Annotated in this window: 21 protein-coding genes; 3 read left to right on the top strand and 18 right to left on the bottom strand. The window is 68.2% G+C overall.

All coding sequences use genetic code 11. The features are described from left to right. Positions 1-2: 2 nt before the first annotated feature. Both BM360_RS07850 and BM360_RS07845 read left to right on the top strand, forming a co-directional pair. Complete coding sequence (locus tag BM360_RS07850) at positions 3-1,400, top strand: NAD(P)(+) transhydrogenase (Re/Si-specific) subunit beta (RefSeq protein WP_093313080.1); 1,398 nt, start codon at positions 3-5, stop codon at positions 1,398-1,400. An 856-nt stretch (positions 1,401-2,256) separates the two neighbouring features. Then, on the top strand, positions 2,257-3,729 hold the full coding sequence (locus BM360_RS07845) for an aldehyde dehydrogenase family protein (protein WP_093313078.1): 1,473 nt from the start codon (positions 2,257-2,259) through the stop codon (positions 3,727-3,729). Positions 3,730-3,753: 24 nt separating this feature from the next. Here BM360_RS07845 and BM360_RS07840 read toward each other — a convergent pair whose 3' ends face one another. The 8 genes from BM360_RS07840 to BM360_RS07805 form a co-directional block, all read right to left on the bottom strand. Next, the gene (locus tag BM360_RS07840) at positions 3,754-4,386 is read right to left on the bottom strand and encodes a flavin reductase family protein (protein ID WP_093313075.1); all 633 of its coding nucleotides are present in this window, start codon (positions 4,384-4,386) and stop codon (positions 3,754-3,756) included. A 3-nt stretch (positions 4,387-4,389) separates the two neighbouring features. Beyond that, entirely contained in the window at positions 4,390-5,193 is an 804-nt protein-coding gene (locus BM360_RS07835; protein WP_093313073.1) for an enoyl-CoA hydratase/isomerase family protein, read from the bottom strand. A gap of 77 nt (positions 5,194-5,270) precedes the next feature. Continuing rightward, complete coding sequence (locus BM360_RS07830) at positions 5,271-5,939, bottom strand: TetR/AcrR family transcriptional regulator (RefSeq protein ID WP_093313071.1); 669 nt, start codon at positions 5,937-5,939, stop codon at positions 5,271-5,273. Between the two features lie 66 nt (positions 5,940-6,005). Continuing rightward, complete coding sequence (locus BM360_RS07825) at positions 6,006-7,541, bottom strand: AMP-binding protein (protein WP_093313069.1); 1,536 nt, start codon at positions 7,539-7,541, stop codon at positions 6,006-6,008. A 12-nt stretch (positions 7,542-7,553) separates the two neighbouring features. Continuing rightward, on the bottom strand, positions 7,554-8,873 hold the full coding sequence (locus BM360_RS07820; protein WP_242653358.1) for an MFS transporter: 1,320 nt from the start codon (positions 8,871-8,873) through the stop codon (positions 7,554-7,556). Beyond that, positions 8,870-10,099, bottom strand: coding sequence for an acyl-CoA dehydrogenase family protein (locus tag BM360_RS07815; protein ID WP_093313065.1), 1,230 nt, complete (start codon positions 10,097-10,099; stop codon positions 8,870-8,872). The genes BM360_RS07820 and BM360_RS07815 overlap by 4 nt, the downstream gene beginning before the upstream one ends. Positions 10,100-10,114: 15 nt before the next feature. Beyond that, positions 10,115-10,858 (bottom strand): SDR family NAD(P)-dependent oxidoreductase, encoded by a 744-nt coding sequence (locus BM360_RS07810; RefSeq protein WP_207544542.1) that lies wholly within the window; start codon positions 10,856-10,858, stop codon positions 10,115-10,117. Next, a complete protein-coding gene (locus BM360_RS07805; protein WP_242653357.1) occupies positions 10,846-11,862 on the bottom strand; it encodes a phosphotransferase family protein in 1,017 nt (338 codons plus the stop codon). Before BM360_RS07805 ends, BM360_RS07810 begins: the two co-directional genes overlap by 13 nt. A gap of 158 nt (positions 11,863-12,020) precedes the next feature. Between BM360_RS07805 and BM360_RS07800 the strand changes: the two genes are divergently transcribed. Beyond that, the gene (locus BM360_RS07800) at positions 12,021-13,193 is read left to right on the top strand and encodes an acetyl-CoA C-acetyltransferase (RefSeq protein WP_093313063.1); all 1,173 of its coding nucleotides are present in this window, start codon (positions 12,021-12,023) and stop codon (positions 13,191-13,193) included. Positions 13,194-13,251: 58 nt separating this feature from the next. Here the strand turns inward: BM360_RS07800 and BM360_RS07795 are convergent, their stop codons facing one another. From BM360_RS07795 to BM360_RS07750, 10 genes are all read right to left on the bottom strand, one after another. Continuing rightward, positions 13,252-14,925, bottom strand: a complete 1,674-nt coding sequence (locus BM360_RS07795; RefSeq protein WP_093313061.1) for an acyl-CoA dehydrogenase family protein — start codon at positions 14,923-14,925, stop codon at positions 13,252-13,254. Continuing rightward, positions 14,925-15,788, bottom strand: a complete 864-nt coding sequence (locus BM360_RS07790; protein WP_093313888.1) for an enoyl-CoA hydratase — start codon at positions 15,786-15,788, stop codon at positions 14,925-14,927. The genes BM360_RS07795 and BM360_RS07790 overlap by 1 nt, the downstream gene beginning before the upstream one ends. A gap of 57 nt (positions 15,789-15,845) precedes the next feature. Further along, on the bottom strand, positions 15,846-16,628 hold the full coding sequence (locus BM360_RS07785) for an SDR family NAD(P)-dependent oxidoreductase (protein ID WP_093313059.1): 783 nt from the start codon (positions 16,626-16,628) through the stop codon (positions 15,846-15,848). Next, positions 16,625-17,890, bottom strand: coding sequence for a CaiB/BaiF CoA transferase family protein (locus BM360_RS07780; RefSeq protein ID WP_093313057.1), 1,266 nt, complete (start codon positions 17,888-17,890; stop codon positions 16,625-16,627). The genes BM360_RS07785 and BM360_RS07780 overlap by 4 nt, the downstream gene beginning before the upstream one ends. A gap of 15 nt (positions 17,891-17,905) precedes the next feature. Further along, on the bottom strand, positions 17,906-18,274 hold the full coding sequence (locus BM360_RS07775; RefSeq protein ID WP_093313055.1) for a c-type cytochrome: 369 nt from the start codon (positions 18,272-18,274) through the stop codon (positions 17,906-17,908). Between the two features lie 70 nt (positions 18,275-18,344). Then, the gene (locus tag BM360_RS07770) at positions 18,345-19,559 is read right to left on the bottom strand and encodes an acetyl-CoA C-acetyltransferase (protein ID WP_093313053.1); all 1,215 of its coding nucleotides are present in this window, start codon (positions 19,557-19,559) and stop codon (positions 18,345-18,347) included. A 3-nt stretch (positions 19,560-19,562) separates the two neighbouring features. Further along, on the bottom strand, positions 19,563-20,711 hold the full coding sequence (locus BM360_RS07765) for an acyl-CoA dehydrogenase family protein (RefSeq protein WP_093313051.1): 1,149 nt from the start codon (positions 20,709-20,711) through the stop codon (positions 19,563-19,565). Positions 20,712-20,791: 80 nt separating this feature from the next. Beyond that, positions 20,792-21,604, bottom strand: a complete 813-nt coding sequence (locus BM360_RS07760; RefSeq protein WP_093313049.1) for an HTD2 family dehydratase — start codon at positions 21,602-21,604, stop codon at positions 20,792-20,794. After that, positions 21,601-22,809: a CoA transferase gene (locus BM360_RS07755; RefSeq protein ID WP_093313047.1), complete on the bottom strand. Its 1,209-nt coding sequence runs from the start codon at positions 22,807-22,809 to the stop codon at positions 21,601-21,603. The genes BM360_RS07760 and BM360_RS07755 overlap by 4 nt, the downstream gene beginning before the upstream one ends. After that, entirely contained in the window at positions 22,809-23,807 is a 999-nt protein-coding gene (locus tag BM360_RS07750) for an NADP-dependent oxidoreductase (RefSeq protein ID WP_093313045.1), read from the bottom strand. The genes BM360_RS07755 and BM360_RS07750 overlap by 1 nt, the downstream gene beginning before the upstream one ends. Positions 23,808-23,814: the final 7 nt, after the last annotated feature.

Raw genomic sequence — 23,814 nt, 5'->3', positions numbered from 1 at the left:
CGATGGACGCCTTCGTTCCCTGGTCCGCGATCATCGCATCCGGCCTGTTCATTCTCTCGCTTTACTGGATGAGCCACCCGACGACCGCGCGCCGCGGCGTGCGCGCGGGTGAAGTGGGCATGCTCGTCGCCATCCTCGGCGCGCTCGTGCATCATGAGGTGGTCAGCTACGATCTGATCCTGATCGCGATGGTGGCGGGCACTGCGGTGGGCGTGCCGATGGCGCTGCTCATGCCGATGACCGCCATCCCGCAACGCACCGCGATCAGCCACGCCTTCGGCGCGCTCGCGGTCGGCCTGATCGGTGCCGCCGAATATTACAAGCATGCGCGGCCTGAATTTGCAGGCGGCTTCGTGCTGTGGACGCTGATGTTCGAGATGCTGCTCGGCTTCCTCACCTGCACCGCATCGGTGGTGGCGTTCGGCAAGCTGCAGGAATTACTGCCGGGCAAGGCGCTGGTCTTTCCGGGGCAGCGAATCGTCAATGGCGGCGTGGCGCTGGCCGCGCTGGTCGTCGCGGTGCTGATCGCGCTGGATCCGACGCGCACCGCGCTCTTCCCGCTGTTCGTGGCGCTGGCGCTCGCCTTCGGCGTGCTGCTGGTCATCCCGATCGGCGGCGCGGACATGCCGACCGTGATCGCGCTGCTCAACAGCTATGCCGGCCTCGCCGCCTCGGCGATGGGCTTTGCGCTCGGCAACAAGCTGCTGATCGTGGCGGGCGCGCTGGACGGCGCGTCGGGCTTCATCCTCGCGGTCATCATGTGCAAGGCGATGAACCGCAGCTTCGCCAACGTCATGTTCGGTGGCTTCGGCGCGGTGGCGGCGGGCGCGGCAGGCGGCAAGGACGACCGCGTCGTCCGCTCCGCCTCGGCCGAGGAAGCCGCGATGCAGATGGAGAATGCCTCCTCCGTCGTCATCATCCCCGGCTACGGCATGGCGGTCAGCCAGGCGCAGCACAAGGTGAGCGAGCTCTACCAGGCGCTGACCAAGAAGGGCGTCGACGTGAAATTCGCGATCCACCCGGTCGCGGGTCGCATGCCCGGGCACATGAACGTGCTGCTGGCCGAGGCGAACGTGCCCTATGAGCAGCTCGTCGAGCTGGACGACGTCAATCCCGACATGCCGCAGACCGACGTCGCGCTGATCATCGGCGCGAACGACACGATCAACCCCGCGGCGCGCGATGATCCGAAATGCGGCATTGCCGGCATGCCGATCATCGAGGCCGATCGGGCAAAGTCGGTGTTCGTCATCAAGCGTTCGATGGCGTCGGGCTTCGCCGGTGTGGACAACCCGATCTACTTCAACAGCAACACCCAGATGCTGTTCGGCGATGCCAAGGAGATGGTCGGTTCCATCGCGAAGGAACTGGCCGGCGGCGGTTCGGGGCTGGGGCACTAGGGTCTTCTGCTCCGACGCCTATGGCTGATCTGCCCGTTGCAAGCCGTTGAGCGGATGCACGAACGTCTGGCGGGCGAGATCGCATTCGACAGATCTCACCAGAACCGGTCGTCCCAGCGAGGCTAGAGGATGGCAAGGTGCAACGACGGGTTGCATGCCGATCCTGAGCAGTGGTTATGCGACTATGTCCTTGGGTGCGTCGGGCAGCAGCAAGCAGATCGTAGGGCTGCGGTGCTGTCCCGCAGCCGCCGCAACGAACTATCCAGACGCCCGAGCGGAAGGCTGACCGTCAAGTCGGACAAGGTGGCGCCATGGCACGCAGATGCAGTCGGCCCACATCGCTGAGCGTCTTAGAAAGTGCGCGGCAAGCTATGACATCGGTGTTGGTGACCTTTGACGTCGTGCAGCAAGCCTCGGCCGAGACTTCGATCGAAGTTCCCACTTAACATAAGACATATTATCGCACTAAGAGGCATAGCTGAGGCTACCTAGATGCCGCCATGCATCACATCGCTGATCGAGTCAGGCTTGACCCCAACCGCCCAGCGGCTGCGCCATTCGCCTGCCTACGTCCGCCAGCCCTGTCGCGCAGGACCAGGTGCGACACCTCAAAGCTGACCACCCTTGCAGCTTTAACACGATCCCTTTACCGCAGATCCGACGGAGCCGGACCGCGCCAACTGGCAGGTTCGTCCGGGGTTTGGGACGGCCGGGGCCCGGTCGGCTGCCCGGAATGCGGGGTAGAGGACGCCAAGGACATGGTCGGCACCGTCGCCAAGGGGGTGGCGGGCGGCGGATCGGGGCTCGGCCACTGAGCCGCACCAGCGACCTCACGGATAACGGAAAGAAGGATGCGATGATCGATCATTCCGCCCTGATTGCCGGCACGCCCAAGCGGCTGCTGATCGACGGCGCGTTCGTGGAGGCGGCCTCGGGCAAGACCTTCGCCACGCTGAATCCGAATACGGGCGGGGTGCTGGCGCAGATCGCACTGGGCGATGCCGCCGACGTCGACCGTGCCGTGGCCGCCGCGCGTGCGGCGCTCGAAGGCGAATGGTCCCGCTTCAAGCCGGCCGAGCGCCAGGCGGCGCTGCTCCGCCTCGCCGACCTCGTCGAGCAGAACTTCGAGGAGCTGGCGCTGCTCGACACGCTGGAGATGGGGCGGCCGATCACCGCCGCGCGCGCGATGCGCGACATCGTCGTGCGCGCGATCCGCCACTTCGCCGGCCTGGCCACCGCGATCCACGGCCAGACCCTGTCCAACTCGGCCGCGGTATCACTCCTGTCCTACACCGTGCGCGAGCCGATCGGCGTCGTCGGCGCAATCATCCCCTGGAACGGCCCGCTGTTCAGCGCGGCATGGAAGATCGCGCCTGCGCTCGCCGCCGGCTGCACCGTGGTGCTGAAACCGGCCGAGGATGCATCGCTCAGTCCCTTGCGGTTCGGGCAATTGTGCCTCGAGGCGGGTGTGCCCAAGGGCGTGGTCAACGTCGTCACGGGCATGGGCGCGACCGGCGCCGCGCTCAGCGAGCATCCGGGCGTGGACAAGATCACGTTCACCGGATCGGGCGAGACGGGGCAGCGGATCATCGCGGCCTCCGCCGGCACGGTGAAGCGGGTGACGATGGAGCTTGGCGGCAAATCGCCGAACATCATCTTCGCGGATGCCGATCTCGCCCGCGCCATCCCTGCCGCCGCCATCGGCGTGTTCAACAATTCAGGCCAGGTCTGCGCGGCCGGCACGCGGCTGTTCGTCCAGCGTGCCGTCTATGACGAGGTCGTGGAGGGCGTGGCGAAGTTTGCGCAGCAATTGCGTGTGGGCGCCAGCCTCGATGCAGAGACGCAGGTCGGCCCGCTCGTCTCCGCGCGGCAATATGCGCGGGTGCAATCCTTCCTCGATCGCGCACCGGACGAGGGCGCCCGCCTCGTCACCGGCGGCGCCCGGATGGTGGACGGCGCGCTGGCGACCGGCCACTTCGTCGCGCCCACCGTCTATGCCGACGTCCAGGACGACATGGCGCTCGCGCGCGACGAGATCTTCGGCCCGGTCGCCTCCGTCATGCCGTTCAACACCGAGGAGGAGGTGATCGCCCGCGCCAATGCCAGCCGCTTCGGCCTGGCTGGCGGCGTGTGGACGCGCGACATCACCCGCGCGATCGGCACCGCCAACCGCATCAAGGCGGGCACCATCTGGGTGAACCATTATTTCGCGATGGATCCGTCGGTGCCGTTCGGCGGCTACAAGATGAGCGGTTTCGGCCGCGAGGGCGGCTTCGAGCATGTCGAAAGCTATCTGAACACCAAGAGCGTCTGGATCCGCATGGATTGAGCCACGCGGGGCGGCGGACGGCGCTCAGCCCGCTGCGCCGCCCTGCAGGTCGGCCCAGCTCGACCGATGCATCTGGAACTGGTCGCTGCCGCGCTGATACCAGCCCGCGCCGTGCGTGCGCGCGATCAGCTTCATTGCGGGTGTGTCGAGATGCATGCGCTTCTCGTCGAGGACGAACTCGTCGCGGATGTGCGTCACGAGCACCTCGGCGATCACCACCGTCTGGCCGGCATAATCGAGAAGGTCGACGGTGCGGCACTCGAAGCAGACCGGCGCGCTGACGATCAGCGGCGGCGCGACGACGGAGGCCGGCGCGGTCTCGATCTCTGCCAGGGCCAGCTCGTCCACCCCGCGGGGGCTGTCGGTCGCCGTCAGGTTCATCCGCTCGGCATCATGCTCGCCCACCAGCGCCACGACGAAGTCGCGGCGCGCGCGGATATAGGCGGCACTGTCCTTGTCGACGCCGCCAACCTTCATCAGCCCCAGCACTACCATCGGCGGCGCGCTGCCCAGCGCGTTGAAGAAGCTGTGCGGCGCCGCATTGGGGGTGCCGGCATCGTCCAGCGTCACCGTCCAGGCGATCGGCCGCGGCGTGATCGTGGAGTTCATGATCTTGTAGCAGCTGCCGAACGGCAGCTCGCGCATGTCGAACCGCATGGGTCAGCCCTTCGCCTTGGTCGCGCGTGCGGCCGCCGCTTTCGTCACGAACAGCTCGCGCGCGCGCACCACCTCCTCGCCCGTCTGGCAGATGGCGCAATAAGCGAGTTCGAGCGCGTGGCTCGCCTCCAGCGAGCTTTCCTGCGCACCGTTGAGCAGCCGCTTTGCCAGTTCCGTGGCATGGCGGTTGCCCTGCCCCACGCCGGCGAGGAAGGTCGTGGCCTCGGCCACCGCGCTGCCCCTGGCCACGATCCGGCTGACGAGACCCAGCCGCGCGGCTTCGTCGGCATCGATCGTCCGTCCCGACAGGATCAGCTCGGCTGCCCGGTAGCGGCCGATCTGCCGCTCCAGCAGCCAGGCCGCGCCGCCGTCCGGCACGGTGCCATAATCGATGAAGGGCGCGCCGAACTTCGCATCGTCGGCTGCGATGACGAGATCGCAGGCGAGCGCCAGCGACCAGCCGATGCCGAACGCACCGCCTTCCACCGCCGCGATCACCGGCATCGGCAGGCGGCGCAGCCGCGCCACGATGCGCTGCCCCATCTCCAGCCGGGTCGCAGGAGCAAGCGCCCCCTCCCCGCGGGCCGGCGGCAGCTTGACGTCGCCGCCGATGCAGAAGAAGCCGCCGGCGCCCGTCACGATCAGCCCGCGTGCGGGCGTGTCGCGCTCCAGCCGGTCCAGCGCCTCGCCGAACAGCTCCCACATTTCGAACGATACGGAATTGACCGCCTGACGGCGGTTGAGCGTCACGACGACGATGTCGTTCGCGTCCCGCTCGACCAGCAATGCCGGTGCGCCCTCAACCATGTCATCCTCCTCCTGGCTGGGCGGATGCTAGATCAGGCGAGCGCGCCGCTCAACATAAACTGCACATCGGTGCAGATTTAGGCGGCCCCACCCTCCCTCTCGCGCAATTCGGCGACGATCTCGTCCCGCGCCGCGCCGCGCGTCGCGCCTGCCATGAAGGTGAGATAGCTGTTCACCAGACGCGGCACGAGCTGATCGTCCTGCAGCAGGCCGCGGGCCCAATCGTGGATGGTGGCATATTCGTAGCGCACGATGTCGTTCGCCAGCCCATCCACATCCACCCACGGCTGCAACTGGCGGCGACGCGCCAGATTGCGGATCCATTCGAGGTTGGATTCCACCGCGACCGAATGCATCGCGTTCCAGATGTCGGAATTCACATCCGGGCTGAAATAGACCGCCATGATCGCGCGAATGTAGTTCCGGATCTTGCGGTTGCGGCGGCCGACGGCAACGATCCGCTCGATGTTCCGCTGCAGGGTGCCCGGCTGGCTCTTGTAGGTGATGCGGCCGAGATATTCGAGGAAGTATTCCTGAATGGCGGCCGCGATCAGCCGTTCGCGCGTCTGGAAGGCGTTGTAGAGCGTGCGCTTGGCGACGTCCGCCCGCTTGCACAACTCGTTCATGCTGAAGTTGCTGATCCCCTGTTCCTCGATCAGCGCGCGCGTTTCCTCGAGGATGCGCCGGCGGCGTGCGAGGATCGCCGGGCTGGCATAGGTCAGGGACTTCTCGATCAGTTCGTTCAAACTCGACCACCCGCATTACAACGCGAGGGCGACTCTGCACGTCGCCCTGACCGCGTCAAGCAGCGCTCAGCCGATCGTGCGGTCGGACGGCCAATAAGGCCGGCGCAGTTCACGCTTGTTGACCTTGCCCATCACATTGCGGCCGAGATCTGCGACCATGTCGAAACTGCGCGGACATTTGAAGCCGGCGAGATGATCGCGGCAGAAGCGCCGCAGGTCGTCGGCAGATGGCGGCGCGGCGGGATCGCGCGGCACCACCAGCGCTTTCGCCTCCTCGCCCATGTCGGCGTTCGGCACGCCGATCACGGCCACGTCCGCCACGCCTGGATGCTGCAGCAGGATGTGCTCCGCCTCGGCTGGATAGATGTTGACGCCGCCCGAGACGATCATGTCCGAGACACGATCGGTGATGAAGACGTAGCCGTCCTCGTCCACATAGCCCATCTCGCCGAGAGTGAAGACGCCGGGCGCGATGTGCGCCCCGGCCGTCTTCTCCGGATCGCCGTGATAGACGATGCCGCGGCCGCTCGGATCGCGGACGTAGAGCTGGCCTACCTCGTTGGGCCCGAGCGGCTGTCCGTCCGCGCCGATCACCACCGTCTCCAGCGGCGCGACCGCCCGGCCGACCGAGCCGGGCTTGCGCAGCCATTGGTCCGAGGTGATCGAGTGCGTGGTGCCCGCCTCGGTGCCGCCATAGGCCTCGACCAGCACCGGCCCGAACCAATCGATCATCGCCCGTTTCACCTGTGGTGGGCAGGCGGCACCGGTGTGCGCAAGGCGGCGCATGCTCGACACGTCGTAGCGCGCCCGCACCTCCTCCGGCAGAGCCAGCAGCCGCTGGAAGTGCGTCGGCACCATGACCGAGCCTGCGATCCGTTCCTGCTCGACGATCCGGAGCGCCTCTTCCGGATCGAAATGCTCCATCACCACCAGCGCGCTGCCGCCCGCCATGCTGCGCACCATCGTCAAGGGGCCGGTATGGTAGAGCGGCCCCACGACCAGGCCGGGCGACGGCGTTGCGCGGGTGCGCAGGATGGCGACGAACGACTCCATGTTCTCGGCCGGCGGGAAATAGCCGGGCGGCGTCTCGGTCGCCTTGGGCTTGCCCGTCGTGCCGGAGGTGAAGTGCAGATGCGGCAGCGGCCTTGCATCCGCCGCCGGTGCGGTATCCGCCGCAGCCGCCAGCCAATCCTCCCAAGGGGTAATCCCTTCCGTTGGCGGGCATCGCCACCCGATCACCACTGCGATGCCGGCCCTGCGTGCCGCGGCGAGCCCCGTTTCCACCGTTTCCGGTCCGACGAACAGCGCGCCTGCCTGAGCGATGCCGAGGATATAGCCAAGCTCGTCCGCATTCAGGTGATAGCTCACCGGCGCGGTGGAAACGCCCGCCTCCAGCCCGGCCAGATAGGCGATCACCGTCTCCGCCGCATTGGGCGCGAACACCGCCACCCGCCTCGCCTGCGGGAAGTCGAGCGCAGCCATCGCGTTGATCGCCCGGTTCAGCACCGAATCGAGCGCCGCCCAAGAATAGCGCATCCGGTCGTCGGCCAGCGCGAGGCTGCCTCGCTGGTCGAGGGGAATGCCGGTGACGGTAAGCGACATCGGAAGCGATCCTTATCGGATGGCGCGCATCCGCGCGACGGCGGGCGCGAGGTGACGGAGAGCGAGACGGAAAGCGACGAAGGCGGTCATGGCGCCCGCGGTCACGACGATCGCCAGCGAGCGATCCAGCTGCGCCTCGTTGGCGAACACCTTGTCGGTCAGCAGGGCGACGATGGCGGGCCCGGCGCCCAAGCCAAGCAGGGTGAAGACGAACAGGAACATCGCCAGCAGCCGCGCCCGGATGTCACTGGGTGCGAGCAGGCCGACGATGGCCGAGACATAGACCATGAAAGGCACGGTGATGAACTGGATGATCCCGTATCCGACGAGGAACAGCCACACGCTGGGCGCGAAGAAGGTCAGCAGGATGATCGGGAAGACGCCTGCGATCAGCCAGCTGTAGAAGCGCAGATGCGCATCATCCATGCCGCCCCGGTAGAGCCGGTCGACGACGCTCCCGCTCACCACCAGCGATCCCGCGGCGACGAGGTTGGTCACCGACAGCAACAGCCCGTAGGAAGCCGGCGTCAGGCCGTAGCGCCGCTCGATCAGCGCGGGCACCCAGTTGGTCATCGAATAGCCGCAGATCGACAGGGCGGAGGTGCCGACCAGCATCAACAGGATCAGGCGCTTATTCTCCCGCAGGAAGCCGGCGAAGGCACCTGATCCGGCCTGCACCGGCGCCACGCCGCGACGGGCCGGCTCGCGGAAGGTGAAGACGAGAAAGGCGAGCAGGAAACCCGGCAGGCCCACCATCATCATGACGAGTTGCCACGGCTGGGCCGGCCCATGCAGCGGCAGGGAAATGCCGCTCCGCGCCGTGGCGAAGGCGATGGCGAGGCCGCCGAAGCCGAAGGCCGTCGCCGAACCCACCTTGCCCGCCATCTGGAAGACCGACGTGGGCAGCGCCAGCCGATCGCGCGGGAAGGCGTCGGCGATCAGCGAATAGGCCGCCGGCAGCAGCGCCGCCTCACCTGCCCCCACGAAGATGCGCGCGATCAGCAGCGCCTCGAAGCTGCGCGCATAGCCGCAGGCGATGGTCGCCGCCGCCCAGGTGAGAACCCCGCCGAAGATCAGCCAGCGGCGCGACAGGCGATCCGCCGCCCAGCCGAGCGGCAGGCCGAACAGCGCGTAGAAGAAGGCGAAGGACGTGGAGGTGATCATGCTGATCTGCACGTCGCTCAAGCCGAGGTCGGCCTTCAGCGGCGTCACCAGCATCGACACGATCAGCCGGTCGAGCCACGAGAAGACGTACATCGCGAACAGCACCGCGACCATCCACCAGGCACCGGCGCCGCCCCTTGGCGAAGCATCCTCCGCCGCAACGCTCACCGCTTCGGCGCTCCGGCATATTCGGCGATCTTCATCTTGCCGAGCTGCGCCATGTGGACCTCGTCCGGCCCGTCGGCGAGGCGGATGTAGCGCGCCGTCGCGAAGATGCCGGCGATGGGCGTGTCATCGCTCACGCCCATGCCGCCGAACGCCTGCATCGCACGATCGGCGACGGTCTGCGCCATCTGCGGCGCCACCACCTTGATCGCGGCGATCAGGTCCTTGGCCACCTTGTTGCCATGCCGGTCCATCGCGTCCGCCGCCTTGAGCGTCAGCAGCCGAGCCTGCTCGATCTCGCAGAAGGATCGCGCGACATCCTGGCGGATGCTGCCCTGATCCGCGAGCTTGCGACCGAAGGCCACGCGCTCGTTCACCCGCGCCGACATATATTCCAGCGCACGCTGCGCCTGGCCGATCAGCCGCATGCAATGGTGGATGCGACCGGGGCCGAGCCGCCCCTGCGCGATCTCGAACCCCCGCCCCTCGCCCAGGATCACGTTCTCGGCAGGCACGCGCACATCGGTCAGCCGCATCTCGACATGTCCACCGGGCGAATGGAGCGAACCGATCACCGTCAGCGGACGCACCACCTCGACGCCGGGCGCATCGCGGGGCACGAGGATCTGGGTATGCTGCTGGTGCCGGGGGCGATCGGCAGAGGCGGTCTTGCCGAGGACGATCAGCACCTTCAGCCGGGGATCCATCATCCCCGAAATCCACCATTTGCTGCCGTTGATGACGTATTCGTCGCCATCCCGCTCGATCGTGGTGGAGACGTTGGTGGCATCGGACGAGGCGACATCCGGCTCCGTCATCGCATAGGCGCTGCGGATCTCGCCGGCCAGCAGCGGCTTCAGCCACCGCTCCTGCTGCTCCGGCGAGCCGTAGCGGGCGAGCACCTCCATGTTGCCGGTATCGGGCGCCGAGCAGTTGAACAGCTCCGACGCGCCGAACACGCGGCCCATCATCTCAGCCAGCGGCGCATATTCGAGATTGGTGAGCCCGGGGCTCCACGCGCCATATTCGTGCGGCAGGAACAGGTTCCACAGCCCCGCCTCGCGCGCCTTGGCCTTGATGTCCTCCACGCCCGGCCACGGCACCCACTGGTGGGCGGGATCATGCTCCCAATGATATTTCTCGCGCTCGATCGGATAGACGTGCGCATCCATGAACGCCTCGAGCTTGGCCCGGAGCGCCTTCACCTTGTCCGAATAGTCGAAATCCATGCGCTTGACCGATCGCTAGAGGGTAAGGCCGCCGTCGACGACGATCGTCTGGCCGCAGACATATCCGGCGAGCGGAGACGCCAGGAACAGCGCGACACCCGCCATCTCGTCGATCGTGCCGAAGCGGCCGAGCGGGATCTTGGCGAGCGCCTTCTCGCGCCGCTCCGGATGATCCGTCGTGACGCGCGTCAGCTTGGTCTCGACGAGGCTCGGCGCGAAACCGTTGACGCGGATGCCGTCCGGCGCCCACGCCTGACCCAGCGTCCGCACCAGCGCTACCGCTGCCGCCTTGGACGCGGCATAAGCCGGATTGCCCATCGTCGCCCGGTAGGCCGCGACCGAGCTAACCACGATCACGCTGCCGCCATTCGCCTTGAGGTGGCCGTGAAAGCGCTGGGCGATGTGCATCACGCTGTCGACGTTGATCGCCATCACCTTGTCCCACCCCTCGGGCGCGAACTCCTGCCGCTTGTAGAGGACGGTGCCCTGCGACAGCACGAGCACGTCCAGCGTCTCGAACGGTGCGGGCGCTGCCAGCAATGCCTCGGTGGAGGAGACGTCGACCTGCGTGTAGCCGAGCCCGGCAAGGTCGGAGCCCTCCTCCCCCGCATAATTGGCCGCATCCGGGCGCGTGCCCCAGACATGGACGTCGGCACCGGCCTGGCGGAACGACTGGGCAATGCCGTTGCCGATCCCGCTCGAGCCGCCGACGACGAGGACGCGCTTGCCGGAGAAATCCAGCGGGTTCATGCGATCCATCCCTCCGCCCGGCTCATCAAATCCATCGCGCGCCGATGCAGCCGCGCTCCAACCTGAGCATCGGCCTTGCCGGCGCAGGCGCGCGCATAGGTGCCTTCCAGCAGGATCGCGAGCTTCCAGGCGGCGAACACGCGATACCAGCCGATGTTCGCAAGGTCGCGCGCCGAACGCGCGGCGTAATGCGCGACCAGCTCCTCGCTTGTTGGAAAGCCCTGCCACGGCTGGATCGACAGCGTGCCGCCCGTTCCGTCCGGCGCCGGCCATGTTGCCAGCAGCCAGCCGAGATCGATCAGCGGATCGCCGATCGTCGCCAATTCCCAGTCCACGATGGCTGCGAGTTCGGGCGCGTCGGGGCGCACCATAACGTTGGCGAGATGATAATCGCCATGGAGGATGCCGGGCGCGCAGGCCGGCGGCTGGTGCGCGACCAGCCATTCCGAAAGACGCTCCAGCGCGGGCAGGTCGGCGGCGCCGGTCCAGCCGGGCGTGTCGGCATAGCCGGCGAACTGGCGCTGCCAGCGCGCCACCTGCCGGTCGAGATAGCCCTCGGCCTTGCCGAAGTCGCTGAGGCCGATGGTGACGGGATCCAGCGCGTGCAGCGCGGCAACCCCCTCCACCAGCGCAAGCCCGAGCCGGTGGCGGACCTCCGCCGATCCGGCATGGAGCGGCGCAAGCCCGCTTGCCGGATTGAAGCCATCGACCGGCCGCATCAGGTAGAAGGCGGCGCCGAGCACCGTCTCGTCACCGCAGGCGGCGATCAGCTCGGGATGGGGCACGTCCGTCCCGCGCAGGGCGGCCAGCACACGCGCCTCGCGCCGCATCGTCTCGTTCGACTCCGGCCGCGGGTGCGCCGGTGGGCGGCGGAGAACAAAGTCCTCGTCACCACGGCGGAAGCGCAGGATGATGTTCTGCGATCCGCCGGCCAGCGGACGAACATCGCCGACCGGCCCGGTGCCGATCTCCGAAGCGTCCAACCACTGCTCGAGCATCGCGACATCGATCACCGCCGCCCCTCTCCCCCTCGTCTCGTTATGCCCGACCTTGCCGCCCCGGAGGCCGCAAGGCAATCACTTTCTGACCAGCAGAGCAGAATTGCGCCACTCCTCCACCCATGGTAGTCAGCGCCATATTTCTACACGACAGTGCATATTTGGAGAGGCAGATGGCCGAAGCCTATATCGCCGCGGTGGCGCGGAGCGCGGGTGGGCGGCGGGGCGGCCGCATGGCCGGATGGCACCCCACCGACCTTGCTGGCGCGGTGATCCGGGGCCTGCTGGCGCGAAGCGAGTTCGATCCGGCGCTGGTTGACGACGTGATCATGGGCTGCGCCTGCACCGGCGGTGAGCAGGGCGCCAATATCGGCCGCTATGCCGCGCTCTCGGCCGGTTTGCCCGAAACCGTGCCCGGCACGACGGTGGATCGCCAGTGCGGCTCCTCGCAGCAGGCGCTGCACTTCGCCGCCGCGAGCGTGATGTCCGGCCTTCAGGACGTGGTGGTGGCCGCTGGCGTCGAATCGATGACGCGCGTGCCGATGGGGCTCCCGTGGACGCTGCCGGCGAAGCACGGTTTCGGCACCTATCGCAGCCCCGGCCTGGATGCGCGCTACGGCACGGAGCCGTTCAGCCAGTTCAGCGGCGCGGAGAAGCTCGCGGCCAAGTACGGCTTCGACCGCGACACGCTCGACCGTTTCGCGCTGGAGAGCCACCGCAAGGCGGCCGCGGCGGCGGATGCGGGCAGGTTCGCCGACGAGATCGTGCCGCTAAACGTCACGCTGGAGGACGGCGCCACCGTGACGCACGACCGGGACGAGGGCATCCGCGCGGACAGCACGCTGGAGAAGATCGGCGCGGTGAAGACGCTGACCGAAGGCGGCGTCATCACCGCGGCCAATGCCAGCCAGATCTGCGACGGCGCGGCGGCACTGCTGGTGTGCAGCGAGGCCGGCTTGAAGGCGACGGGCGCCACGCCCCTCGCCCGCATCCACCACATGTCGGTGCTGGGCGGCGATCCGATGATCATGCTCGACACGCCTATCGCCGCGACCAGGCGCGCGCTGGCGAAAGCCGGCATGGCGATCGACGACATCGACCTGTTCGAGGTGAACGAGGCCTTTGCCTCCGTGCCGCTCGCCTGGCTGCAGGAAACCGGCGCCGATCCCGCCAGGCTGAACGTCCATGGCGGCGCCATCGCGCTCGGCCATCCGCTCGGCGCCAGCGGCGCGAAGCTGATGGCCACGCTCGTCTCTGCGCTCGGCCAGAGGGGAGGCCGCTACGGCCTGCAGACGATGTGCGAGGCCGGTGGCATGGCCAACGTCACCATCGTCGAGCGGCTGTAACGTCGCACTGGATGGAAGCGCGCGGGGGTTCGGCGCCCCCGCCCGCCCGGTGGCTTGATCAATCCAGCAGGCGCCGCGCGATCACCTGCGCCTGGATCTCACCCGCGCCCTCGAAGATGTTGAGAATGCGCGCATCGGCCAGCAGCCGGCTGACCGGATATTCCATCGCGAAGCCGTTGCCGCCGTGGATCTGCAACGCATTGTCCGCCGCCGCCCAGGCAACGCGGGCGGCGAGCAGCTTGGCCATTCCCGCTTCCAGATCGCAGCGCTTGCCCTCATCCTTGCGGCGGGCCGCGAAGTAAGTGAGCTGGCGCACGCCCATCAGCTCCGCCGCCATGATCGCCAGCTTGTTGGCGATGCGCGGGAAATCGAGGATGGCGCGGCCGAACTGCTGGCGATCCATGGCATATTGCAGCCCGACGTCGAGCGCGGCCTGGCCGACGCCGATCGCGCGTGCCGCGGTCTGGATGCGTGCGCTCTCGAACGTCGCCATCAACTGGCGGAAGCCCTGCCCCGGCACGTCGCCGAGCAGATTGCCGCCGGGCACGACGAAGCCGTCGAAGCCCAGCTCATATTCCTTCATGCCGCGATAGCCGATCACCTCGATCTCGCCGCCGGTCATCCCCTCGGCCGGGAAATCGTCGCCGTCGACGCCGCGCGGCTTGGGCGCGATGAACATGCTGAGGCCGCGATGATCCTTGGTCTCCGCATCGCTGCGCGCCAGCAGCATCATCACGTCGGCTCGGGCGGCGTGCGTGATCCACGTCTTGTTGCCGCTGATCGACCAGTCCTCGCCCTGCTGCGTCGCGCGCGTGCGCAGCGCACCGAGATCGGAGCCCGTATTGGGCTCGGTGAAGACGGCAGTCGGCAGCGTCTCGGCCGAGGCGATGCGCGGCAGCCAGTGCAGGCGCTGCGCCTCGGTGCCGCCCGCCAGTATCAGCTCGCCCGCAATTTCGGAGCGCGTGGCAAGGCTGCCGACGCCGATCCAGCCGCGCGACAATTCCTCGGAGACGACGCACATCGCCGTCTTGCCGAGGCCAAGGCCGCCATAGCGCTCCGGCAGGGTCATGCCGAACACGCCCATCTCGCCGAGTTCGTGGACCAGCGGCAGGGGGATCAGTTCGTCCTTGAGGTGCCACTCATGCGCGAAGGGCGCCACCTTCTCGGCCGAGAAGGCGTGGAACTGATCGCGGATCATCGCGGTCGTCTCGTCGAGGCCGCAATCCTCCAGCGTCGCGCGCCCGCGCGCATCGACGAGCAGCGCCGCGATGCGGGTCTTCACCGCCTGCGTGCCCCCCTCGGCGATCAGCCGATCGAGCGCGGGATCGTTCAGCAGGGCCAGCGTCGCTGGATCGTCGGTCAGATCGCGCGGGCGGATCACCTCGCTTTGGTTCATCGCGATGCCGCCGCGCAGCTGCGCGCCATATTCGGCGAACAGCAAGGATGCCAGCAACCGCTCGGCCTCGCCGAACGTGCCCGCCTCGTCCAGCCGCACCGCCCAATCCGCGACTTCGGTCATCAACTCGGCGTAGGAGGCGTACCAGCCGAAGCCGTGGATGACATGCTGCTCGGCATCCGCCTTGCGCCGGTCGATGCGGCCGTCAGCGCCGTGCAGGCGCGTCCGCAGCGCAGGTTGCACGGCCGCGACGAACGCCTTGGCGGCGGCAGCGGCGGCCTTGAGCTGCGAGGTGAGGTCATCGGCGACGGGCGCCGGGTTCAGGACCACCGCCATCACTTCGCCTCCGCCTTGTTGGCATCCGCCATCGTTTTCAGGCTGACGCCGCCGACCAGATTGCCGGAGACGAGCTGGTTCTGCGCGTGGGCGAAGTGATGCATGTGGAAGACGCCGTCCATCGCCGTGCGCTTGCCGCGCAGGTCCTCGACGAGGTTCACCGCCTGCTTCGTCAAAGCGAGGCCGATGCGCGGCCGCTCGCCAATCTCGGCCGCGATCGCCGCCACCTCGTCGCGCAGCCGGTCGCGCGTCACGACGCGGTTGACCATGCCATATTGATAGGCCCGCTCGGCCGACATGCGCTGGCCGAGGAACAGGAATTCGCGCGCGATGCGCGGCGGCAGCTCGAATGCGTGGGCGAAATATTCGACGCCCGGCTGCGCCATCCGCAGCACCGGATCCTGGAAGAAGGCGTCGTCCGATGCCACGATCATGTCGCACACCCAGGCGAGCATCAGCCCGCCTGCGATGCACGCCCCCTGCACCATCGCCACCATCGGCTTCGGAATGGCGGCCCACCGCCGGCACAGGCCGAGATAGACGTCCTGCTCGAGGACATATTGCCGCTCGGCACCGTCCTTGTCGGTGTGGTTCCACCACAGGCCGATCCGCTCGCGCTCGAACGTCGTATCCTTGTCGGGGGTGCCGAGATCGTGGCCCGCGGAGAAGTGCTTGCCGTTGCCGCCCAGCACGATGACCTTGACGCTATCATCCTCCACCGCCTGCTTGAAGCAGCCGTCCAGCTGGTTGAGCAGGCGGTAATTCTGGGCGTTTCCATATTGCGGGCGGTCGAGCATCACCCAGGCGGTGCCGTCCCGCACTTCATAGCTCACGAACCGCGGCTCGCCGTCACCTTCCGCCATCATGCCATCCTTCCCCAATCGGGGCAGGATACTGCACTATGGTGCAATATTCAACCGTCAGCGTGGCGCCATCCGGATCGCGCCGTCCAGCCGCACGTCCTCGCCGTTGAAATAATCATTCTCGATCATGCTGAGCGCCAGCTGGGCATATTCCGCCGGCTCGCCGAACCGCTTGGGGAAAGGAACGCTCGCGGCGAGCGAGTCGCGCACCTGCTGGCTGGCGCGGCCCATCAGCGGCGTGTCGAAGATGCCGGGCAGGATGGTATTGACGCGGATGCCGTCCCCCATCAGGTCGCGCGCGATCGGCAGCGTCATCGCCACCACCCCGCCCTTCGAGGCCGCATAGGCGACCTGCCCGACCTGCCCATCCTCCGCCGCGGCGCTGGCCGTGTTGATGATGACGCCGCGGGCATTGTGCGCCAGCGGCTCGAGATCGAGCATGCCCTGCGCGGACTTGGCGATGCAGCGGAAGGTGCCGATCAGGTTGATCTCCACCACGCGCGCGAACAGCGCCATGTCGTGATGCTTGGTGGCACCCGTCGCCTTGTCGCGGCTGGCGGTCTTCTGCGCACTGCCGGTGCCGGCGCAGTTGACGAGGATGCGCTCCTGCCCGTGCGCCGCACGCGCCTTCTCGAACCCGGCCACGACGGACGCTTCGTCGGTCACGTTGACATGGCAGAAGGTACCGCCAAGCTCCGCCGCCAGCGCCTTGCCCAGCTCGGCATTGAGATCGAACAGCGCCACCTTCACGCCCCTGGCTGCCAGCGCGCGCGCCGTCGCCGCCCCGAGGCCCGAGGCGCCGCCCGTCACCACCGCCGCAACTTTTGCATCCAGCTTCATGCCGTTTCTCCCTGTTTCTGCGCGGCCAGCAGGTCGGCACGATCCGCGATCACGCCGGCCGCGGCGAGCGCGTCCAATTCCTCGTCGGCGAGGCCCAGCCATTCGGCGAGCGCGGCGCGGCTATGCTCCCCCACCCGCGGCGGGATGCGGCGGAAGGTGGCAGGCGTGGCCGAAAGCTTGCCGGGATAAGCAACGCTCGGCACGCTTGCGCCATCCGCGCGCGTGAAGTGGTGGACGGTGCCGCGCGCCTCGGCGAACTCGTCGGTCAGAATCTGCCCCACCTCGTTCACCGGCCCTGCGGGCACGCCGGCGGCGAGCAAGGTCGCGGTCAGCTCGCCCGACGCCCAGGCGCTGGTCAGGTCCTCGATCTGCGCCTCCAGCCCGGCACGATTGTGGACGCGGTCGCCATTGGTGGCGTAGCGCGGATCGTCGGCCAGCTCGGGGACGCCCAGCACCTTCACCAGCTGGCGAAATTGGCCGTTATTGCCGACCGCAATGACGATCTCGCCATTCGCCGTCCTGAACAGGCGGTAGGGCACCACCGTCGGATGTGCGTTGCCGAGGCGGCCCGGCGATTGGCCGCCGACAAGGTAGGTGAGCGCCTGATTGGCCAGCATCGAGATCTGCGTGTCGAGCAGCGACACGTCGACATGCTGGCCCTCGCCCGTCCGCTCGGCATGGCGCAGCGCCATCAGCGTGCTGGTGGCGGCATACATGCCGGTCGAAAGGTCGGTGATCGCGACGCCCACCTTCATCGGCGATCCGTCCGCCTCGCCGGTGATGCTCATCAGCCCGCCCATCGCCTGTGCGACGAAATCATAGCCGGCGCGCGAGGCATAGGGGCCGGTCTGCCCGAAGCCGGTGATGGAGGTGTAGACCAGCCGCGGATTGATCGCCTTCAGGCCGGCATAGTCGAGGCCGTATTTGGCCAAGCCGCCCAGCTTGAAATTCTCGACCAGAATATCCGCTTCCGCCGCCAGCCGCCGGATCAAGTCCGCGCCCCGCTGGTCGGCCAGATTGACCGCCACCGAGCGCTTGTTGCGGTTGCAGGAGAGATAATAGGCGCTCTCGCCCTTCTCGCCCGGCATGTCGTCATCGCCGGTCAGGTAGGGCGGGCCCCAGCTGCGCGTGTCGTCTCCCGCACCGGGGGCCTCGATCTTCAGCACGTCGGCGCCGAAATCGGCGAGGATCTGTGTGCACCACGGGCCAGCGAGGACGCGCGACAGATCCAGTACCTTGATGCCGTCGAGCGCGCCCGCCATCCTTGCCGTCCCTTTTTACTTCAGCGTCGTCAGATAGGCGATGATGTTCGCGCGATCCTCGGGCTTGGGCAGTCCGGGGAAGATCATCTTTGTCCCCGGCACCTTGGCCGCGGGCTTGAGAAGGTAGCTGTCCAGCGCCGCGGGCGACCAGACGAGGCCGCTCTTCTTCAGTGCCGCGGAATAATTGTAGCCCGGCACCGTGCCGGCCTTGCGGCCGACCACGCCCGCCATCGTCGGACCAAGCCCGTTGCGGCCCGCGACGGTCTGATGGCACGCCATGCAGCGCGCAAAGACCGTCTTGCCTCGCGCGGGATCGCCCTGCGCGGACGCCATCGTCGGCAAAGCCACTGCCGCCAGGCCGAGCGCCAATCCGAACACCTTCATTCAACTCTCCCGTTCGCTTGCCGGGCCTGACTTCGCAGACAGCCGCTGAATGACGGCTGAGTGCGGAGGATCACGCCCGCTCGAACACCGCGACCAGGCCCTGGCCGCCACCGATGCACATCGTCTCCAGTCCGTAGCGAACCTCGCGCCGCTGCATCTCGCGCAGCAGATTGGCGAGGATGCGGCCGCCGGTGGCGCCGATCGGATGACCGAGCGAGATGCCCGAGCCGTTGACGTTGAGGCGATCGCCCCAATCCTCCTCGCCGCCCCAACCCCAGCCCTTCAGCACCGCAAGCACCTGCGGCGCAAAGGCCTCGTTCAGCTCCACCAGGCCGATGTCGCCCCAGCCGAGCCCGGTGCGGCGGAACAGCCGCTCGACCGCGGGCACCGGGCCGATCCCCATGCGCGACGGCTCGCATCCGGCCGCGGCCCAGCTGTGGAACCAGCCGATCGGCTCCAGCCCCAGCTCGCCCAGCTTGTCCTCGGCGACAACGAGGCAGGCGGCGGCGGCATCATTCTGCTGGCTGGCATTGCCCGCCGTCACCACGCCGCCCTTCTCGATCGGCTTCAGCGCGCCCAGCGACTCCATCGTCGCATCCGCGCGGATGCCCTCGTCGGCCTTGAAGAGCAGCGGCTCGCCGCGTTTCTGCGGCACCGGAACGGGCACCAGCTCGTCATCGAACTTGCCGTCCGCCCACGCCTGCGCGGCGAGGCGGTGGCTGCGCAGGGCGAAGGCGTCGCACGCCTCGCGGCTGATGGCGTAATCGCCCGCCAGATTGTTCGCCGTCTCGATCATGCCGGAAATCACGCCGAACCGCTCGATCGGCTGGGACATGACACGGCCGCGCGTCAGCCGGTCATGGAAGGTGGTGGAGCCGGACCGCGCGCCGCGGCGGTGATCCATCGAATAATATTCGACGTTGGACATGCTCTCCACGCCGCCCGCAACGACCACGTCGGCAGCGCCGGTCTGCACCATCATCGCGGCATCGATCACCGCCTGCAGGCCCGAGCCGCAGCGCCGGTCCAGCTGATAGCCCGGAACCGAGATGGGCAGCCCGGCGGCGAGCGCGGACCAGCGGCCGATCGCCGGCGCCTCGCCATTGCCATAGCCCTGCGCATAGATGACGTCGTCGATCCGCTCGGGATCGATCCTCGTGCGCTCGATCAACGCCTTGAGGATGATCGCGCCCAGCTCCCCCGCGGGAATCGTGGCGAGGCTGCCGCCGAAGCGACCGACGGCGGTGCGGATGGGCGAGACGATCGCGGCACGGCGCAGGGTCATGGATCAGGCCTTGGCGTTGCGGATCATCGCCTTGGCGATGATCGTCTGCTGGATCTGGCTGGTGCCTTCGTAGATGCGCAGCAGGCGCACATCGCGGTAAAAGCGCTCCACCTTGTATTCGGTCATGTAGCCGGCCCCGCCGAAGATCTGGACGGCACGATCGGCCACCCGCCCGACCGCTTCCGTGCTGAAATACTTCAGCGCCGCGCATTCCAGCGCCACCTTCTCGCCGGCGTCGAACTTGGCGGCGATGGCGTTCATCATGGATTCGACCGCGATCTGGTCGACCTTGCTGTCCGCCAGCATCGCCTGCACCAGCTGGAAGGAGGCGATCTCCTGGCCGAACTGCCGGCGGTCGAGCGCATAGGCCAGGGTCATCTCGATCAGCCGGTCGATCTGCCCCAGCGAGACGGCGGCGATGTGGATGCGGCCGCGATCCAGCACCTTCATCGCCGTCTTGAAGCCCTGGCCGGGTACCCCACCGATGATGTTGGCGGCAGGCACCATGACATCGTCGAAGATCACGTCGCATGTCTTGGCGCCGCGCTGCCCCATCTTGCGATCGGGCACGCCGAGCGAGATGCCCGGCAGATCCGCGGGCACGATGAACGCGCTGATCCCGCCCGCGCCCTTCACCCCCGGATCGGTGCGCGCCATCAGCGTGAACATCTTCGCATAGGGCGCATTGGTGATGTAGCGCTTGGTGCCGTTCACCCGGTAATGATCGCCCTCCAGCACCGCGGTGGTGCGCAGCGATCCCGCGTCGGACCCCGCCTCCGGCTCGGTCAGCGCGAAGCTGGCGACCGCTTCGCCGGTGGCGAGCTTCGGCAGCCATTCCTGCTTCTGCTGCTCCGTGCCGTCGATCACGATGCCCTGGCTGCCGATGCCCACCGTGGTGCCGATGACGGAGCGGAAGGCGACGGAGGCGCGCGTGATCTCGCGGATGATCGCGGCTTCCTCGCTCATCGTCAGGCCGAGGCCGCCAAATTCCTCCGGCACCGACAGGCCGAACAGGCCCAGGTCGCGCATTTCCTGCACGATGCCGGGCGGCACGGCATCGTCGTGATCCACCTGGTCTTCAGCGGGGATCAGCCGCTCCTCGACGAAGCGGCGCACCGTGCTGCGCAGCAGCTCGAACGTCTCGATGTCCATGGGTGACTCGCATCCTCTCAGCGGCCGGGCGGCCGCCGTCCGGCATCGTTCAGGCCGGTGGGTTTGTCAATGAAACTGCACTACAGGACAGTTTTTGCGACCATTGCGTCCAGGCCATCGGCCCGCCGTGCGGTGTAGGTCCGCTCGCCTGCCGCCAGCCGCACCGGCTGCCCGAGGAAGATCGGCGCCTGCGCGCGAAAGGCGAAGGCAGCGGGTTCGCCCTCCGTCCGGCGCGCAAGGCCGAACAGCCGCGCAGCGGTGAACGGGCCGTGGACGACGAGCGCCGGATAGCCTTCCTCCCCCTGTGCATAGGGCAGGTCATAATGGATGCGGTGGCCGTTGAACGTGGCCGCGGAGAAGCGGAACAGGTCCGCCTCGCCGGGTGTCCAGATCTCGCCCGATCCCGGCTCGCCCGCGGTCACAGGCGGCGTCTGCCCGCCCGCCTCGCGATAGACCAGGGTCTGCCGCTCGACGACATGGTTGGTGCCGCGCTGGGCGATGACATGCTCGACATCCACCAGCACCAGCGTGCCGCTGCCGCCTGCTCGGTGCCGCACGTCCCGGATGGTCGAGGTGCGGGTGGCCGGCGCGCCGAGCGCCAGCCTCCCCGTGAAGCGGATCTCCGCAGAGGCGAACATGCGCCGCGGCAGCGTGATCGGCGGCAGGAAGCCGCCGCGCTTCGGGTGGCCATCGTCGCCCACCTGATCGGCACCGACCACCGGCAGGAACAACGCCCAGTGGCCGAGCGACGGCCAGTGCCGCTCCACGTCCAGCTCTTCGCCAAGCGCGGCGGCGAAGCGGCGGAGCGCTTCCGGATCGACCATCTCCTCGCGCTGTTCCTGCCGGCCGACCCACGTCTGCCAGTGCGCGATCGTTCCCGCGTCGATCGTCATGCCACCACACCCTTGTCGTGCAGCGCGCCGATCGCGCCCGAGGACAGGCCGAGCAGCCCGGTCAGCACCTCATCGCTGTGTGCGCCCAGCCGCGGCGCGGGCGCGATCGGGCCGCGATCAATGCCTGCGAGCATCACGGCAGGGCCGGCGGCTGGATAGGATAGGCCGCTTGGATGCGTGATCGTCTGGAACATCGGGTTGCCGGCGAACAGGCGCGGATCGCCCGCCGCCTGCGACAGCGGCTGATATTCCGACCAGGTGACGCCGGCGGCGTTCAGGGCTGCGGCGATCGCCTCCACCGGCCGGGCGCCGATCGCCGCCTCGAACAACGGGAACAGCCGCTCGCGGTGAATAAACCGCGCACCCTCGTCCCGCGCGAAGGCCGCACCCGTCTCGACCTCCACCGCCGCCACGGCATCGCCGATGCCGAGCCCCGAGACGAGCCCGCCCCATTGTTTGGGCGTGATCGCCACCAGCATCAGCCGGTGCCCGTCCGCCGTCACGAAGTCGCGCCCGAACGCGCCGAACAGGTCGTTGCCCATGCGCGGCCGATCCTCGCCGCTGAGCAGCGTCTCGGCGAGCTGGCCGGTCTGCGACAGGCAGGCGGCGGCTACGTCGGACAGCGCCAGCCGAACGTCCGCCCCCTGCCCCGTCCGCCGGCGCGCGCTCTCCGCCGCCACCATCGCGAAGGCCGCCTGCGCGCCGCAGATGAAATCCCATGCCGGAAAGACATGGTTGACCGGCACGTCGCCCCCTTTGGGCCCGGTCATGTACGGCACGCCGACCGCCGCGTTGATCGTGTAATCGAGCGCGGGCGCCCCGTCGGCCCAGCCCATCACGCGGACGCAGACCAGATCCGCGCGGCGTGCCGACAGCGCCTCGTAGGACAGGAAGCCCCTGACCGGGAAGTTGGTGAGGAAAAGCCCGCCCCGATCGCCCGGCGCGGTTGCGAGCGCGGCCGCGAGCTCCCGTCCCTCCGGCTGGGTCAGGTCGATGGCGATCGACTTCTTTCCCTTGTTGAGATTCTCCCAGTAGAGGCTGTCGCCGGACGGCGCGAGCGGCCAGCGCTTATGGTCGGGCCCGCCACCGATCTGGTCGATGCGGATCACCTCGGCACCCATCTGCGCCAGCTGCATGCCGGCACTCGGCCCCGCGATGAACGCCGCTGCCTCGACCACGCGCATGCCGTTCAGCAGATCGTACATCAGCCGAGCTTCACCAGCATCTTGCCGAGGCCCTCGCCGTTGAACAGACCGTTGAAGGCGTCGAGCGAACGATCCAGCCCCTCATAGACCGTCTCGACCTGCTCCAGCTGGCCAGCGGCATGCCAGCTGCGGACGTCCGCCAGGAAGGCGTCCATCTTGTCGAGATGGTTGAGCGCGATGAAGCCTTGCAGGCGCAGCTCCTTGGTGACCGCCTGCGTCAGGTTGCGGGGTGCGGCCGACGGCTCGGTGCTGTTATATTGCGAGATCATGCCGCACAGCGCGAAGCGTGCCCCCTTGTTGGCGATCGCCAGCGCGGCTTGCAGATGCTCTCCGCCGACATTGTCGAAATAGACGTCGATGCCGTCCGGCGCCGCCCGTGCCAGCGCCTTGGTAAGGCTCGGCTCCGCCTTGTAGTCGATCGCGCCGTCCAGCTTGAGCACGTCGGTGAGGAACGCCTGCTTGCGCGGGCCGCCCGCCGCGCCGATCACCTTGTGCCCCATCAGCTTGGCGATCTGGCAGACGACCGAGCCGACGCCGCCGGACGCGGCCGAGACGAACACAACGTCGCCCGGCTTCAGGGCCGCGGCATGGAGCAGGCCCACCCACGCCGTCAGGCCCGTCATCCCGGCGAACCCGAGATAGGCCTGCGGCGGCAGGTCGCGCTCCCGCTTTTCCACCTTCGTCACCGGCGCGATGAAGCCCTCCCGCCAGCCGAGGCGCGACCAGACGAGATCGCCCGGCGCGAACGCCGGATCGCCCGAGGCGACGATCTCGCCGACTGCGGGTCCCTCCATCGCCTTGCCCAGCTCGAACGGCGGCACGTAGCTGCGGGCCTCGCTCATCCGGCCGCGCATCGCCGGATCCATGGTCATCCACAGGTTGCGGACCTGCACCTCGCCGGGCCCCGGCGGCGGCAGCTGCACCTCTGCGAAGGAGAAATCCTCGGCCACCGGCGCTCCATTGGGGCGCCGCTCCAGCCGCACTTCGCGCGAACGCATGCCTATC

This window comes from Sphingomonas jatrophae, assembly GCF_900113315.1.
In the GTDB taxonomy this organism is placed as follows: Bacteria; Pseudomonadota; Alphaproteobacteria; order Sphingomonadales; family Sphingomonadaceae; genus Sphingomonas_P; species Sphingomonas_P jatrophae.
The sequence above is the reverse complement of the archived record's forward strand: the minus strand, read 5'-3'. Positions and strand labels throughout refer to the sequence as shown.